The sequence below is a fragment of the Pseudoalteromonas sp. TP27 genome (genome assembly GCF_056470645.1).
The window spans coordinates 139,953-153,821 of sequence record NZ_JARDAK010000003.1; the positions used below are offsets into that span (position 1 = coordinate 139,953).

Annotated in this window: 14 protein-coding genes; 9 read left to right on the plus strand and 5 right to left on the minus strand. The window is 38.5% G+C overall.

Going from position 1 to position 13,869, the window contains the following annotated elements:
• Positions 1-47 precede the first annotated feature (47 nt).
• A complete protein-coding gene (locus tag PX700_RS05275) occupies positions 48-1,514 on the plus strand; it encodes a DNA recombination protein RmuC (RefSeq protein ID WP_479520065.1) in 1,467 nt (488 codons plus the stop codon).
• 61 nt (positions 1,515-1,575) lie between these two features.
• Entirely contained in the window at positions 1,576-1,767 is a 192-nt protein-coding gene (locus PX700_RS05280) for a DUF3185 family protein (RefSeq protein WP_007583678.1), read from the plus strand.
• A gap of 54 nt (positions 1,768-1,821) precedes the next feature.
• Here the strand turns inward: PX700_RS05280 and PX700_RS05285 are convergent, their stop codons facing one another.
• Complete coding sequence (locus PX700_RS05285) at positions 1,822-2,226, minus strand: MerR family transcriptional regulator (RefSeq protein WP_479520066.1); 405 nt, start codon at positions 2,224-2,226, stop codon at positions 1,822-1,824.
• A gap of 100 nt (positions 2,227-2,326) precedes the next feature.
• Between PX700_RS05285 and PX700_RS05290 the strand changes: the two genes are divergently transcribed.
• Together PX700_RS05290 and PX700_RS05295 are read left to right on the plus strand one after the other, a co-directional pair.
• Complete coding sequence (locus tag PX700_RS05290) at positions 2,327-3,565, plus strand: NADH:flavin oxidoreductase/NADH oxidase family protein (RefSeq protein ID WP_479520067.1); 1,239 nt, start codon at positions 2,327-2,329, stop codon at positions 3,563-3,565.
• A 350-nt stretch (positions 3,566-3,915) separates the two neighbouring features.
• Positions 3,916-5,082, plus strand: a complete 1,167-nt coding sequence (locus tag PX700_RS05295) for an aldo/keto reductase (RefSeq protein WP_479520068.1) — start codon at positions 3,916-3,918, stop codon at positions 5,080-5,082.
• A gap of 1,464 nt (positions 5,083-6,546) precedes the next feature.
• Here the strand turns inward: PX700_RS05295 and PX700_RS05300 are convergent.
• The gene (locus PX700_RS05300) at positions 6,547-6,975 is read right to left on the minus strand and encodes a PACE efflux transporter (protein WP_479520069.1); all 429 of its coding nucleotides are present in this window, start codon (positions 6,973-6,975) and stop codon (positions 6,547-6,549) included.
• A 90-nt stretch (positions 6,976-7,065) separates the two neighbouring features.
• Between PX700_RS05300 and PX700_RS05305 the strand changes: the two genes are divergently transcribed.
• Together PX700_RS05305 and PX700_RS05310 are read left to right on the plus strand one after the other, a co-directional pair.
• Positions 7,066-7,941, plus strand: coding sequence for a LysR family transcriptional regulator (locus PX700_RS05305; RefSeq protein ID WP_479520070.1), 876 nt, complete (start codon positions 7,066-7,068; stop codon positions 7,939-7,941).
• Positions 7,942-8,062: 121 nt separating this feature from the next.
• The gene (locus PX700_RS05310) at positions 8,063-9,070 is read left to right on the plus strand and encodes a zinc-binding alcohol dehydrogenase family protein (protein WP_479520071.1); all 1,008 of its coding nucleotides are present in this window, start codon (positions 8,063-8,065) and stop codon (positions 9,068-9,070) included.
• Positions 9,071-9,137: 67 nt separating this feature from the next.
• On the opposite strand, the gene PX700_RS05315 is transcribed toward PX700_RS05310, so the two are convergent.
• Together PX700_RS05315 and PX700_RS05320 are read right to left on the minus strand one after the other, a co-directional pair.
• Positions 9,138-10,085 carry a LysR family transcriptional regulator gene (locus PX700_RS05315; RefSeq protein WP_479520072.1) on the minus strand — a complete coding sequence of 316 codons (948 nt, stop codon included), beginning with the start codon at positions 10,083-10,085 and terminating at the stop codon, positions 9,138-9,140.
• Position 10,086: 1 nt separating this feature from the next.
• Positions 10,087-10,992, minus strand: a complete 906-nt coding sequence (locus PX700_RS05320; RefSeq protein WP_479520073.1) for a LysR family transcriptional regulator — start codon at positions 10,990-10,992, stop codon at positions 10,087-10,089.
• Between the two features lie 104 nt (positions 10,993-11,096).
• Here PX700_RS05320 and PX700_RS05325 point away from each other — a divergent pair, with 104 nt between their 5' ends.
• Positions 11,097-11,888 carry a DODA-type extradiol aromatic ring-opening family dioxygenase gene (locus tag PX700_RS05325; protein ID WP_479520074.1) on the plus strand — a complete coding sequence of 264 codons (792 nt, stop codon included), beginning with the start codon at positions 11,097-11,099 and terminating at the stop codon, positions 11,886-11,888.
• Positions 11,889-12,056: 168 nt separating this feature from the next.
• Here the strand turns inward: PX700_RS05325 and PX700_RS05330 are convergent, their stop codons facing one another.
• Positions 12,057-12,593, minus strand: coding sequence for a redoxin domain-containing protein (locus PX700_RS05330; protein WP_479520075.1), 537 nt, complete (start codon positions 12,591-12,593; stop codon positions 12,057-12,059).
• 222 nt (positions 12,594-12,815) lie between these two features.
• Here PX700_RS05330 and PX700_RS05335 point away from each other — a divergent pair, with 222 nt between their 5' ends.
• Both PX700_RS05335 and PX700_RS05340 read left to right on the plus strand, forming a co-directional pair.
• The gene (locus PX700_RS05335) at positions 12,816-13,127 is read left to right on the plus strand and encodes an EthD family reductase (protein WP_479520076.1); all 312 of its coding nucleotides are present in this window, start codon (positions 12,816-12,818) and stop codon (positions 13,125-13,127) included.
• Between the two features lie 27 nt (positions 13,128-13,154).
• On the plus strand, positions 13,155-13,832 hold the full coding sequence (locus PX700_RS05340) for a haloacid dehalogenase type II (protein WP_479520077.1): 678 nt from the start codon (positions 13,155-13,157) through the stop codon (positions 13,830-13,832).
• Positions 13,833-13,869 lie beyond the last annotated feature (37 nt).

Here is a 13,869-nt window from a genome sequence, read left to right on the forward strand (position 1 = left end):
GTTATTGGTTATGATGGCATGTCTCTAAATTTTATAAGTTTATTTTTATGCTCACTCAAGTACTCACTAATATTGATTGGCTAAGCGCAGGTGCTGGTGTTGCGTTAGGCGCCCTATTTTACGGTGTTGTATCAACGCAGCTTCGTAAAAAGCTACATCTACAAATAAGCGAACAACAACAGCAGCTATCACTATTACAAAATCAATTTGATAATAAAGAGCTGCAATATAGCGCCTTGCAAGAAGATCACGAACTGCTAGAGCACACTCACCAAGAGCAGCGCGATGAAGCGCAGCATTTTAAAACGCGTTTTAGCGAACAAGAAAAACAAAGTATTCAATACAATCATTTTTGGCGTAAAGCCGAAGGCGAGCTTGCAGCGCTTCGCGAGCAATATAATCAACGTGATGTTGAATATAATAATATGCGCACTACGCTTGAACAAAAGCAGCAAAACTTTACCGAACAACTCGCGCAAATTGAGCAAAGTAAAAATACACTCAAAAAAGAATTTGAAAATCTAGCCAATAAAATTCTAGAAGAAAAATCACAAAGCTTTAAAACCTTAAATCAAGAAAGCATTGAGCAATTATTAAAACCAGTTCAGGGCGAACTAAAAGGCTTTAGAGAAAAAATGGAGTCAATACACGTTGAAGATATAAAACAACGTACTGCGCTCAAAACCGAATTACTGCATTTACAAGCTAAAAGCCAAGCTATAACAGATCAAGCAGACAAGCTCAGTAACGCGCTACAAGGGCAAAAGAAAACCCAAGGTAATTGGGGCGAACTTATGCTCGAAAACGTGTTAGATAGCGCAGGCTTACGTGCAGGTGTTGATTATAAGCGTGAAGTGTCGTTTAACACTGAAGATGGTCGTTTGCGCCCTGATGTAGTTGTTTACTTACCACAAGGTCGCCACTTAGTTATTGATGCTAAAACATCATTAAATGCTTATACACGCTATGTAAACGCTGAAAATGAGCTAGATGCTAATCAAGCAATTAAAGAGCATGTGAACGCTGTTACAGCGCGTATTAATGAGCTCGCGAGTAAATCGTACGACCGTTTACCAGGGCTTAATTCGCCTGAAGTTGTGGTTATGTTTGTACCAATAGAATCAGCCTTTGTTGAAGCACTTAAATATCAAAGTGATATTTACCAACAAGCAATCGAAAAAAATATACTGGTAGCTACACCCACTACCCTGCTTACTAGTTTAAATATTGTTAAACAGCTTTGGCGTTTTGAAGAGCAAACTAAATATTCAAAAGAGCTGGCAAATCGGGCTGAGCGTTTTTATAACAAGCTCAATGGCTTTTTATTAAGTATGGAAGGCGTAGGTAAGCAGCTTGATAAAGCGAAAGAAAGTTATGATAAAGCATTTTCGCAATTATACCGTGGTAAAGGTAATTTAATTAAACAAGCATCCGAATTTAAAGAGCTTGGTGTATCGGTACAAAAAGAGTTACCTAATGAAAGTGTTGAACGCGCGCAGCTAGAGCTTGATTAAATGTGTTAAGTGTTTTCATTTAAGTATGCTAAATAATGTACGTTAGAGATTAGAGGTGTTTATGAATAATAAGATTATAGGTATTGTTTTAATCGTTATAGGTATCGCTTTAATTATGTGGGGATACGACGTATATGATGCAGCAGCTTCGCAGCTAAGCCGAGCATTTAGTGGTGATACACCAATAGAAGCATGGGCGGGTATTATTGGCGGCGCCATCTGTGTGTTAATTGGTATTAAAAAGCTTAAGTAACATAAAATTAGTTACACCCTTAATACAGCTTACTAAATAAGCTGTATTAATTTATTAGTAATCTATCACTTTTAGTAATTCATTCAATTTGCCTTCTGGCAGGCATTCGCCTTTATCCCAATAAGAGTTTAGTAACGTAGTTAAGCTGCCAATACGTTGTGACTTTTTCTGTATTTGCGCTATTAATATGTCAGCTTCTTTTTGTTTTTGCTCTAAACGTTCAATTATTACTGTATGGTTTAGCTCGCCGCTTTCGTTACGTAATAAAGGTATTTCGTCGAGTGAAAAGCCTAAGCTCTGTGAAAACTTAATTAACTGTAGTTTCTCTAAACTTTGTAGAGTGTATCGCCTATAACCATTAGCACTGCGAGTGTTTGGTGTTAGTAACCCTTTGCTTTCGTAAAAGCGAATAGTACTGGCCGGTATATTGGTAAGTTTTGCAAGTTCCCCTATTTTCATAACTAATAATAACTCCACTTTACATAAACTTAGTAGGTTGACCTTCAAGCTAACTTTAAGGTTATAGTTGTTTTAATGTCAATTTAATTAGCCAATAATTATGCGCAATCCTGTGTTTACCTCTTTTACATTACCAAGTGGTTTGGTATTAAAAAATCGTATTGCCAAAGCCGCTATGGAAGAAAACCTAGCACAAGAGGATCAAACGCCCTCCCAAGCACTCAAAAATGTTTATAGCGCATGGGCTAAAGGCGGCGCTGGGCTAATTATTACCGGCAATGTAATGGTTGATCATTTAGCGATGACAGGCCCAGGCGGTCTTGCGCTAGAACAAAGTAGTGATATTACTGCCTTTGCTGAACTTGCTCGTTTATCAAAGCAAAATAACTGCAAAGTGGTGATGCAAATTAATCACCCTGGTAGGCAAGTATTTAAAAAAATGGGTGGAAAAGCCCTATCTGCTTCAAATATTGCACTTAATATGGGTAAACACTCGCACTTGTTTGGCGTACCTAAGGCAATGACGCAAACCGACATTGACGACGTTATTACCCGCTTTACACAAACAGCGCAACAAGCTGAAAAAGCCGGTTTTAATGGCGTACAAATACATGCAGCGCATGGCTACTTACTTGCTCAGTTTTTATCGCCACTTACCAATAAGCGCGATGATAAATGGGGAGGCAATTTAGAAAATAGAGCCCGTTTACTGCTCGAAATAACTCGTAGTATTAAAGCGGTTTGTTCCCCGAGCTTTTCGGTTTCGGTAAAGTTAAACTCTGCTGATTTTCAACTAGGTGGGTTTGAACCCAGTGACGCGCAAGTTGTAGTGGATTTATTGAATGAACTCAATGTTGATTTTGTGGAGTTATCGGGTGGCAGTTACGAAGCGCCTGCAATGCAAGGCAAAACCAGTGATGAGCGCACGCTTGCACGCGAAGCATACTTTTTAGAGTTTGCAAAAGCGATTAGCCAACGCTCATCAATCCCAATAATGACCACAGGCGGCATTAGTCGCTTATCAATTGCTAATACTGTGATTGACAGTGGTGTTGCCTTAGTTGGCGTTGCTACAGCGCTTGCATATCAACCTAATTTAGTAAACAAATGGCAAAATGAACCACTGCAGTTAGCTGTATTACCTAGTGTTACTTGGCAAGATAAAACCCTCGCAGGGCTTGCCACTATGGCACTGGTAAAAAGGCAAATACGACGTGTAGCCGAAGGTAAGCCTATAAAAATAAATGCTTCACCAATATTTACTTTAATTAGCGACCAACTGCGTTCGGTTAAATTAACAAAGCGTTACCGAAAACGTTTTGCTAATGAGCTAAATTAAGCTTTTGGTTCTTACATATGAAATATCATAATTTTGTTTATTTATTTTTACACTATTAATAAATGTAACCATTTTTTGTTGTATAAAAAAGTATTAAACAATGCACCAACTTGGAAGTATGCTTTTTTATCAAGTCATTAAAGTGCACCATTTTGTATATCTTAAATCACTGTACTAACAAAGCTAATAATTGCTTGGAAATGTTAATTAAGTTACCTGTTCAGAGTTTATTAATGTAAGGCATCTATTTGATTATATTAGGCTTTACTTTTATTTCCCCTCTTGAGTTCGGTTAATATTTATACTAGCGTATAGGTAGATATTTAACCTTACTCAAGGAGAATAGTTACATGGTATCTCGCAGAAATTTTATTAAAGCAGGCGCTGCTTTAGGTTTAGGATCTATTTTTAGTGCTTCAGCACTAGCTGAGCAATTAAAGGTAAAAATGTCTCAAGGGCAGCTTATGCCCACTAAAGGGCCAATCGATAAAAGCGCAACCTTGCCCACCAATGATGTTACAAACGCTAAACACTATCGCCCTGAATCAAGAATGGGCCTAGGCGGTCTTGCTGCTGGCAACGGTTTTAATACTATATCAAGCGATGCAGAAATTTTAACAATGCTAAATGCCGCATGGGATTCTGGTATTCGTCATTTTGATACATCCCCTTTTTACGGCTTGAGTTTGAGTGAAAGACGCTTTGGTGATTTGCTGCGTAATAAAAAGCGTGAAGATTATGTTTTATCCTCTAAAGTTGGCCGCTTGCTTACTCCTTCCGCAGAGCCTTTAGAAAATAGCTGGCACTGGGCCGATCACTCTCCTTTTCATTATAAATATGATTACTCTGCCTCAGGTACACGTCGCTCTATAGAAGATACGCTACAGCGTATTGGTGTGGCCTCGCTTGATATTGTTTATATTCACGATTTGTCGCCACAAAATAGCGATATGGGAGACGACTGGCTTAAGTATTTTGATCAAGCAGCTAAAGGGGCGATTCCTGAGCTGACTAAAATGCGTGACGAAGGAATAATTAAAGGCTGGGGCTTTGGGGTAAATACACCTCACGCTATTTATAAAGCGCTTGATATGTCAGATCCCGATATTTGCTTATTAGCGCTGCAGTACTCTATTTTAGATCATAAAGAAGCACTTGATAAAACATTCCCTATGCTTGATAAGCGCGGTATTTCAGCAGTTATTGGTGCGCCGCTCAATGGTGGTTTTTTAACGGGGCGTAATCGCTTTAATTATTCACCTAAAATACCAGCGCCTATGCAGCAAAAGTATAATGCAATTAGTGAAGTTGCTACAAAGCACGGGATAGATATAAAAACGGCTGCACTGCAATTTGCAGAGGCGCCGTCAACGGTGTCCTCAATTATTCCAGGTGCACGAACGGCCGAGCAAATTAACGCAAATGTTGCCTCAATGAAGGTAACAATACCAAGCGCATTTTGGAGTGACTTGAAATCTAAACAGCTTATTGCAGAAAACGCGCCTATACCTGCATAACAAAACAGGTGTGCCATTTGCTTGGCATACCTAGTTATAGCTAGTATGTGGTTGATTTTCAAACAAGGTTTAGTAGTAAGTGTATTGGTTGTTGGGCATTTGTATAAGTCCAATTAACGGACTTTTGCGCTAAAATTCACTTGTAGACGCGCAGCTTGCTGGCGTTTAAAAACGAAGTTTTTAAAATTAGTGATTAGGCAATTAGAAGCTTTGCTTCTCGCGTGAGCAAGCTCTACGCCTACCGAAAAATTTAACGTTATGGTTAAAATTCACTTGTAGATGCGCAGCTTGCTGGCGTTTAAAAACAAAGTTTTTAAAATTAGTGATTAGGTAATTAGAAGCTTTGCTTCTCGCGTGAGCAAGCTCTACGCCTACCGAAAAATTTAACGTTATGGTTAAAATTCACTTGTAGACGCGCAGCTTGCTGGCGTTTAAAAACGAAGTTTTTAAAATTAGTGATTAGGTAATTAGAAGCTTTGCTTCTCGCGTGAGCAAGCTCTACGCCTACCGAAAAGCTTAACGTTGAGGTTAAAATTCACTTGTAGACGCGCAGCTTGCTGGCGTTTAAAAATGAAGTTTTTAAAATTAGTGATTAGGTAATTAGAAGCTTTGCTTCTCGCGTGAGCAAGCTCTACGCCTACCGAAAAGCTTAACGTTGAGGTTAAAATTCACTTGTAGATGCACAGCTTGCTGGCGTTTAAAAACGAAGTTTTTAAAATTAGTGATTAGGTAATTAGAAGCTTTGCTTCTCGCGTGAGCAAGCTCTACGCCTACCGAAAAATTTAACGTTATGGTTAAAATTCACTTGTAGATGCGCAGCTTGCTGGCGTTTAAAAACGAAGTTTTTAAAATTAGTGATTAGGTAATTAGAAGCTTTGCTTCTCGCGTGAGCAAGCTCTACGTCTTCCGAAAAATTTAACGTTGTGGTTAAAATTCACTTGTAGACGCGCAGCTTGCTGGCGTTTAAAAGCAACGCTTTTACAAAATTATTAAACCATACATTCATTAACTCCTGCATTCAAAGTAATGAGAAGATGCGCTTCTAACGTGAGCAAGTTCTATATGCTGTGTCTCGATAAATAATAGACACAAGGCGCAGAACTCATAGATAGAACCTACCGATTACACTCACTCAAGCAGTAAAATATTCTATATAACAGTTCGTAACCTTATAAACCAAATGAACCCCTCAGTGGTGAGTATGTTAAATAGAGGATTGTTTAGTTGTGGTTGGCCAAAAGCCTTATTATGCGTATCGGTATCATGCAGCGCGTCACACTGGCAGCTAAAGTGTGTGGAATAAGTTAAAAGAACTAAATGTATAAAAATACGAACTGTAAACCCCCATTACAGTTCGTGGATAATTTGTGCTCATACCAAATAAATTAGCTCTGAGTTTTAGCCAGAAAGGTTACTAGCACTTATTTTAAATCGTTTTATAAATAGGTGAGTGAGTAAGGTTTATCAAGCACATTGCGATTTATTAACCCACTTTTTGTATGGCTGGTATTTATCGTACAATACATTAAAGATATACGTGTAAATGAGTATAAATACTAAAAAGCCTGCTTCTAATGCTGCAGCAGCCAGCCATGTAATATTTAAATACCAAGCGAGCATTGGCAGCGTTATTACAACCATACCCAGCTCAAAGCCACATGCGTGAGTAACACGAGTTAGTAAGCTGCGATCTTTTCGGTTATGCCCTGCTATTTTATCAAACACTATGTTGTAAATGTAGTTCCACAACATGGCAAAAATTGATAAACCAATACCTACAATTGCCATTTTTCCTGTTGCAAACCCACCAAAATAAACAGATGCAGGAACAATAATAAATAATGCAATCATCTCAAATATTAGAGCCTGAAAAATACGTTCTAATGTGTTCATATATAAATAAGTTCTTTAGTGAATGACGAGACGGTTATTTTCATTCATTATTAAGATACATGTTAGTTAGCTAGTATCGGTAAAAGCGATATGTTTAGTATTGAACAACTTCAGGCATTTGTAGCTACCGTTGAGGCTGGATCGTTTTCGGCCGCAGCGCGTAGTTTAAGTAAAGCGCAGTCGGTAGTAAGTCAGCATATTATTAATTTAGAAATAGACTGTAATGCAACATTATTTGAGCGTACAGGGCGCTATCCACAATTAACGGATGCCGGTAAACAGTTACTACCTCAGGCTAAGGCTGTGCTTAATCAACACCAGCGATTAACAAGCTCTGCATTAGCACTAAACGAAAAAACACCAACCGAAATCACTATTGCACTTGACGAAGGGGTCCCATTTAAAACTATCGCAAGTATTATTAGCAAGCTGCAAACTAAGTATCCTTATGTATCGCTTGAGTTTTTAAGTGCATCGAGCCATGACATAATTGACATGCTAAATAGCGAAAAGCCTATAACGGGTATTATTTTTAGTGAATTAAATATACCGAGTTACTTAGACTATGAATGTATTGGATCGGTAAAATTTGATTTATATGTTGCTAAATCGCACCCTTTAGCGGGGATCAGATGTGAAAATATGGATGGCCTTCGGCTACATCGACAACTTCTTCTTCGCTCGCGCAATACACAAACAAGCAGCTTTCAGCTAAAAATTAGCCCAGAGATTTGGTATGCCGATAATTACTTTGTATTACTCGAGCTAGCAATACAAGGTAACGGGTGGTGCTTATTACCAAACCATGTAGCTCTAGATGCAGTACAAAGTGGTGAGCTGGTTAAACTTCCACTTGAGTTTGAAGAAATGGGTTGGTTGGCTAATGTTGATGTATTACAGCATCAGCGGCATAGTAATCAAAAAGTGTTTAAAGCGCTTCGAAGTGTATTACGAGGGCTGTTATAAAATTTCTATTGTGGAATATTATTTCCATAATGATTGGGCTTTTTACCTCTTTTTTAACTGCGCCGATAGAGCCAAAATAGCGTCATCAACACAGCGTATTAAACGACTAGAGGCAAAACACATGAAAGCAATTGGATATCAACAAAACTTACCTGTTTCAAACGAGCTATCACTTCAAGACATCGAACTTGAAATGCCAACAGCACACGGCCACGATATTTTAGTGGAAGTAAAAGCAGTATCTGTTAATCCTGCTGATTTTAAAATTCGTGAATCAATGCCAGCGCCAGAAGGCGAATACAAAGTACTTGGTTTTGATGCTACAGGCGTTGTTAAATCTGTTGGCGAAAATGTGTCTTTATTTAAACCTGGCGACAAAGTTTGGTATGCCGGCGATGTAACGCGTTCAGGCAGTAATGCACAGTTTCAATTAGTTGATGAGCGTATTGTAGGTAAAATGCCAACGACGTTATCTAACTTTGAAGCCGCAGCGCTTCCTCTTACTAGCCTTACGGCATGGGAGTTGTTGTTTGATAGATTAAACGTAGCAGAAAAAGATGATTCTAAAAGTATTTTAGTGATCGGGGCTGCCGGCGGTGTAGGCTCAATTATGGTGCAGCTATTAAAGCAGCGCACTAAGCTTAAAATTATTGCTACAGCGTCTCGCGCCGAAACCACATCGTGGTTAGAGGATTTAGGCGTCGATACTATTATTAATCACCGTAATTTATTAAGCGAAGAGTTTGCAGCTAAAAATTTAGGTGAAGTAGATTATGTTGTTAGTTTAAATAACACTGCTCAGCACTTGCCTGAAATAGTTAAAGTGATTAAGCCACAAGGTAAGTTTGCACTGATTGACGACCCTGAAACGCTTGATATTGTGCCATTCAAAACAAAATGTGTGTCGGTACATTGGGAACTTATGTTTACTCGTTCATTATTTAAAACAGACGATATGCAAGAGCAACACGTTATTTTAAATAACGTAGCGACGATGATTGATGAAGGCCTTATAAAAACAACGTTTGGTGAGCATTTAGGCACTATTAACGCCGTTAATTTACGTAAAGCGCATCAGCATCTTGAAACGCAAACGGCTAAAGGTAAAGTTGTTTTAGAGGGTTTTTAAATAACCACTTTATAAGTACATTTTGAGTACACAAAGCAAAGCCCCTAACGGGGCTTTTTTATATCTGTTATTTGTATAACTCTTTGTAATTAGGCATATGTTCAACCCAAAATGGCGGTGTACCAATATACTCTTGTACGGTTTTAATAAACTCACTTACCAATGGGGTTTGTTTACGATGAGGGTAAAGCGCGTAAATACCTGTGCCCATAGTTGATAGTTTATAATTAGTTAAAAGCGGCACAAGGCCCATTTTATCAATAGGTTCTTCTAAATTAAATAAATCGAGCATTACATACCCAAGCCCTGCTTTTACTGCATCGACCATAGCGCGTACATCACTCACTTTGTAATTGCCTTTCATTTTATGTATTTTTTGCTCATCACCATGAGGCTCAGTACTTAACTTAACTTGGTCGAGACTTACATCGCCATTGCCATAAATAATAGCGGGTAAAGCTAATAAATCCTCTGGTGTGGTAGGCATTCCGTGCTTTTTTATAAAATCATGTGATGCAACAAGCGCAAAGTGCATATTAGCAATTTTTTTAGCCATTAAATTAGAGTCGTTTAGTTTGCCTATTCTAAAGGCTAAATCGTAATGATCGGCAATAATATCGTTACGCTTATCGTCAAGCATCAAGGTTATTTTTACCTCAGGATACTTTTGCATAAATATATTAATAGCGGGCTGAATATACTGCTGACCAAAAAACATACCCGAGGTAATGCGTAAAATACCTTTTGGCTTTGCCTGATACGAGTCGGCTATGCTATGGATATCAGAAAGTGTATCAATAAGAATATGCGCTTGCGTTAAAATTTCCTCTCCTGCGGAGGTGAGCGAAAATGAGCGCGTTGAGCGATTTAACAGTTGCACACCTAAACTGGTTTCGAGCTTTTTAATTTGTTTAGACAGCGACGAATTATCCATATCATACAGTGCTGCGGCTTTAGCAAATGAGCCTTGTTGCACTACATCTACAAATAACGTTAATTGATTAGTTATCGACATATCACTCTCCTAAATCCCAATAAGGAACATCGCCATAATAGCCACTGGTAAAGTCAACAAAAGCACGCACTTTACTGGGTAAAAACTGCCTATTAGCATATACCATGTAAAGCCCCACTGGCTCGGGTTCATAGTCTTTTAAAATACGTACCACTTTACCTTGAGCCAGTGCCTCGCCTGCTATAAACGTAGGCTGCATGGTAATACCGCCTCCTGCAATGGCTGTGTTTAGTAACAAATCACCATTATTAGCTACTAAGTTACTTTCAAGCTTTAATTCATTTTTTAGCTCATCATAGCCTTTAAGTCTTTTTGTAGGCTCGGCGTGAGCATAGCGTAAATAGTTATGCTCTTGCAGCGCTTCTAATGTGGCTGGCGTGCCGTTTTGCTTTAAATAGGCAGGAGATGCAAATATTGCTAAGCGAATAGGCGCTACTTTCTTCGCTATTAATGTTGAGTTTTTTAACGTACCAATACGCAGTGCTATATCAATACCTTGCTCAACTATATCTACAAATTGATCGGTCAATCGTAAATCTATTTTTAAATTTGGATACTGCTTTTGAAAATCAACCAGTAACGTTGCCAAATGCTTAACCCCAAACGACATAGGCGCACTAATACTTAGCACGCCCGATACATTTTCGCTTAAGTTATTGAGCGAGTTTTCCATATCTTCAATATCAATAACGACCTGTTGGCAACGCTGATAATATTGGTTTCCGGCCTCTGTAACACTTACTTTTCGCGTTGTACGGTGCAATAAACGCGTGTGTAAATTGTCTTCCAACGCAGAAATATACTTGCTGACTAATTGCGGCGAAATATCGAGTTTATCGGCCGCTTTTGAAAACGATCCTTCTTGCACAACGGCTAAAAAGGCCTTCATAGTGGTTAGCTTATCCATTTTTAACAATATCTTGTTTGTAATTTATAAATAAATAGCACATTTATCACCAAATTAAAAAGTAATAAAATTGCTATATCAAAATCGACTAATTAGGTAATACCATGACTCAGCCCGCTTTATTTATATCTCACGGCTCGCCAATGATGGCGGTACAGCAATCGGCTACCTCTGATTTTTTAACATCGCTTGGTCAAACTCTTAAAACACCGAGCGCTATTGTTATTTTTTCGGCGCACTTTGATATTGCTAACGATAAAACAACACACGACATAGTGATCACTGCCGGTAATGCACCGCAGACGATTCATGATTTTTATAATTTTCCTGCGCACATGTATCAAATTCAGTACCCAGCACCAGGTGAGCCCGTACTTGCCAATACCATTGCACAGCGTTTTAGTACTAAAGGTATTAAAGCTGTGCTTGATGCAAAGCAAGGGTGGGATCATGGCGTGTGGATACCACTGCGGTTAATGTATCCAGCGGCAAATATACCTATTGTGCAGGTGTCTATTAATACCCGTTTAGGCGCAAAGGCAATGTACGAATACGGGCAGTTACTTGCACCGCTTCGCGATCAAAACATATTAATTATTAGCTCAGGTGGCATTAGCCATAACCTACCCGAAATATTTAAAAAACCACCTACGCCTAATCGTGTTCAAATGGTTAATGAGTTTACTCAATGGGTTGAACAAACGCTTTTAGCGCACAATACACCCGCGCTGTTAGATTATTTAAACCAAGCGCCCCACGTATTATTTAACCACCCTACCCAAGAGCACTTTTTACCATTATTTGCGGCTATGGGGGCAGGTACAAATGAAGTTGAAAAAATATTTAGTGATATCGAAATGGATGTTTTAGCGCTCGATGCGTATAAATTTACTTAAAAGGTTTGTATATGTGGAAGGGTTATTTAGTTTTTGGATTGGTTTTGCCCAAAGCTGCACGCAGGTTTTGTAACTCATTATAATAGAGCCAAGCGTTGTATAAACGCCCCAAGTTCAAGTGTTTTAGGCTTAAACCTAAACTTGAACTTAGGGTGTTTAAATTAAAATTTAATAGTTTAAAGTACCACGAATTGGGTAATCATTTTTAGGATCGCGGATCCATGTAAGTCCACCTACCAAAGTTTTTAAATTTGGGCGACTAACAGGGTTATTTGCAATATCAATCACATGCAATTTACCGTACTCATTGACTACAAATAGGCCCGGCTCACTAAAGTTATGATCGGTTTCTTTTGCAAAACGCGGTTTAGAAATATATAAACCAAGATCCTGCATCGACTCTTCGGTTAAGCCATATGCAATAGGGTACGAAATATTTAAGCTTGCCATGTGCTCTTCTAGTTGCGCTTTAGAGTCGCCCGATACTGCAATTATATCTATGCCTGCATCAGCCAGTGCCGACTTAACTTCTTCTAGCTCATTTAAAAAAGATGTACAAATAGGGCAATGTTTACCACGATAAACAAAAATAGCTTGCCACGGTAATCCATTTTCCGACTTTCCTAAATTAATTTCGCCGTCATCAATAAGCGTCACTTTTACTTGAGGAAATGTATCGCCAGGATGTAATTTTTGCGTGCTCATAAATAGCCTTAATTAATAATAGAATAAGATATCAACGACAAATATAAATTAATTTGAGCAAGTGTTCAATAATTAATTGAGCAATCGTTCAATTTTGTTTATAGTGAGTTCAGTTACATCTATTTATGATGTTTAATTAAAGCGAACTTATGGCTTACATCAATGTAAAAATTGGTACATTTAAGTGCGCTCTTTACACTCCCTAAAAGTTAGGATTTTATTATGATTAAAGTTTCAGTTCTATACCCAAATAAAGACGATGCCCAATTTGATTTTGATTATTATTGCAATGTACATATACCTTTAATTACAGAGCTATTAGGGGACGCATTAATTAGTGGTTCTGTAGATGCAGGGCTTGCTGGCGGTGCACCAAACGAAGCGCCTGCATATATAGCGATGGGTCATCTTGTATTTGAATCGGTAGAATCATTTCAAAATTCATTTGGTCCACATACCGATAAAATTTTGGCCGACTTAGTCAACTTTACAAACACGCAACCACAAATCCAAATTAGCGAAATTAAGCTATAAATTTATATTCAAAATTAAGAGGGAAATATGGCAACTACACTCGCATTTGACGTATACGGCACGCTCATTAATACCCATGGTGTGCTGTCCTTACTCGACGACATGATTGGCGACAACGCCCAAGCATTTTCAAATACATGGCGCGAAAAACAACTAGAGTATTCGTTTAGACGTGGCTTAATGCAAAATTATATTCCCTTTTCGCTATGTACAAAACACGCACTCGACTATGCGTGTTTAGCGCATAAAACACAGTTGAGTGACGCTCAAAAAACACAATTACTCGACAAATATAAAGTCTTGCCAGCATTCGACGATGTAAAAGCAGGCCTTAAACAATTAAAAGCACAAGACTATCGCTTGTTCGCATTTTCAAATGGTGCTGCCGATGCAGTAAATACTTTGCTAGAAACGGCAGGAATAAGTGAATACTTTGAAGGCGTAGTTAGCGCCGACGACGTTAAAACCTTTAAACCAAACCCTGGGGTTTATAGTCACTTTTTACGCGAAACCAATTCAACCGGCGCAAACACATGGCTTGTATCAAGCAACCCGTTTGATGTAACCGGTGCCATATCGCACGGTATGCGCGCGGCGTGGATTCAACGCTCTGAAGAATCTATTTTCGATCCTTGGGAAATACAGCCAAATACCATCGCAACCGACTTACTCGATTTAAAAGCAAAATTAGAAAGCGTTAACTAATTTAACTACATCCCCTTTTATGCTCGGTATTAAATTT

Bases quoted from the DNA above. Each gene is read 5' to 3' on its own strand.
- PX700_RS05315 (WP_479520072.1), bottom strand. From the start codon at position 10,085: ATGTCGATAACTAATCAATTAACGTTATTTGTAGATGTAGTGCAACAA.
- PX700_RS05305 (WP_479520070.1), top strand. From the start codon at position 7,066: ATGTTTAGTATTGAACAACTTCAGGCATTTGTAGCTACCGTTGAGGCT.
- PX700_RS05310 (WP_479520071.1), top strand. From the start codon at position 8,063: ATGAAAGCAATTGGATATCAACAAAACTTACCTGTTTCAAACGAGCTA.
- PX700_RS05285 (WP_479520066.1), bottom strand. From the start codon at position 2,226: ATGAAAATAGGGGAACTTGCAAAACTTACCAATATACCGGCCAGTACT.
- PX700_RS05340 (WP_479520077.1), top strand. From the start codon at position 13,155: ATGGCAACTACACTCGCATTTGACGTATACGGCACGCTCATTAATACC.
- PX700_RS05330 (WP_479520075.1), bottom strand. From the start codon at position 12,593: ATGAGCACGCAAAAATTACATCCTGGCGATACATTTCCTCAAGTAAAA.
- PX700_RS05300 (WP_479520069.1), bottom strand. From the start codon at position 6,975: ATGAACACATTAGAACGTATTTTTCAGGCTCTAATATTTGAGATGATT.
- PX700_RS05290 (WP_479520067.1), top strand. From the start codon at position 2,327: ATGCGCAATCCTGTGTTTACCTCTTTTACATTACCAAGTGGTTTGGTA.
- PX700_RS05280 (WP_007583678.1), top strand. From the start codon at position 1,576: ATGAATAATAAGATTATAGGTATTGTTTTAATCGTTATAGGTATCGCT.
- PX700_RS05295 (WP_479520068.1), top strand. From the start codon at position 3,916: ATGGTATCTCGCAGAAATTTTATTAAAGCAGGCGCTGCTTTAGGTTTA.
- PX700_RS05275 (WP_479520065.1), top strand. From the start codon at position 48: ATGCTCACTCAAGTACTCACTAATATTGATTGGCTAAGCGCAGGTGCT.
- PX700_RS05320 (WP_479520073.1), bottom strand. From the start codon at position 10,992: ATGGATAAGCTAACCACTATGAAGGCCTTTTTAGCCGTTGTGCAAGAA.
- PX700_RS05325 (WP_479520074.1), top strand. From the start codon at position 11,097: ATGACTCAGCCCGCTTTATTTATATCTCACGGCTCGCCAATGATGGCG.
- PX700_RS05335 (WP_479520076.1), top strand. From the start codon at position 12,816: ATGATTAAAGTTTCAGTTCTATACCCAAATAAAGACGATGCCCAATTT.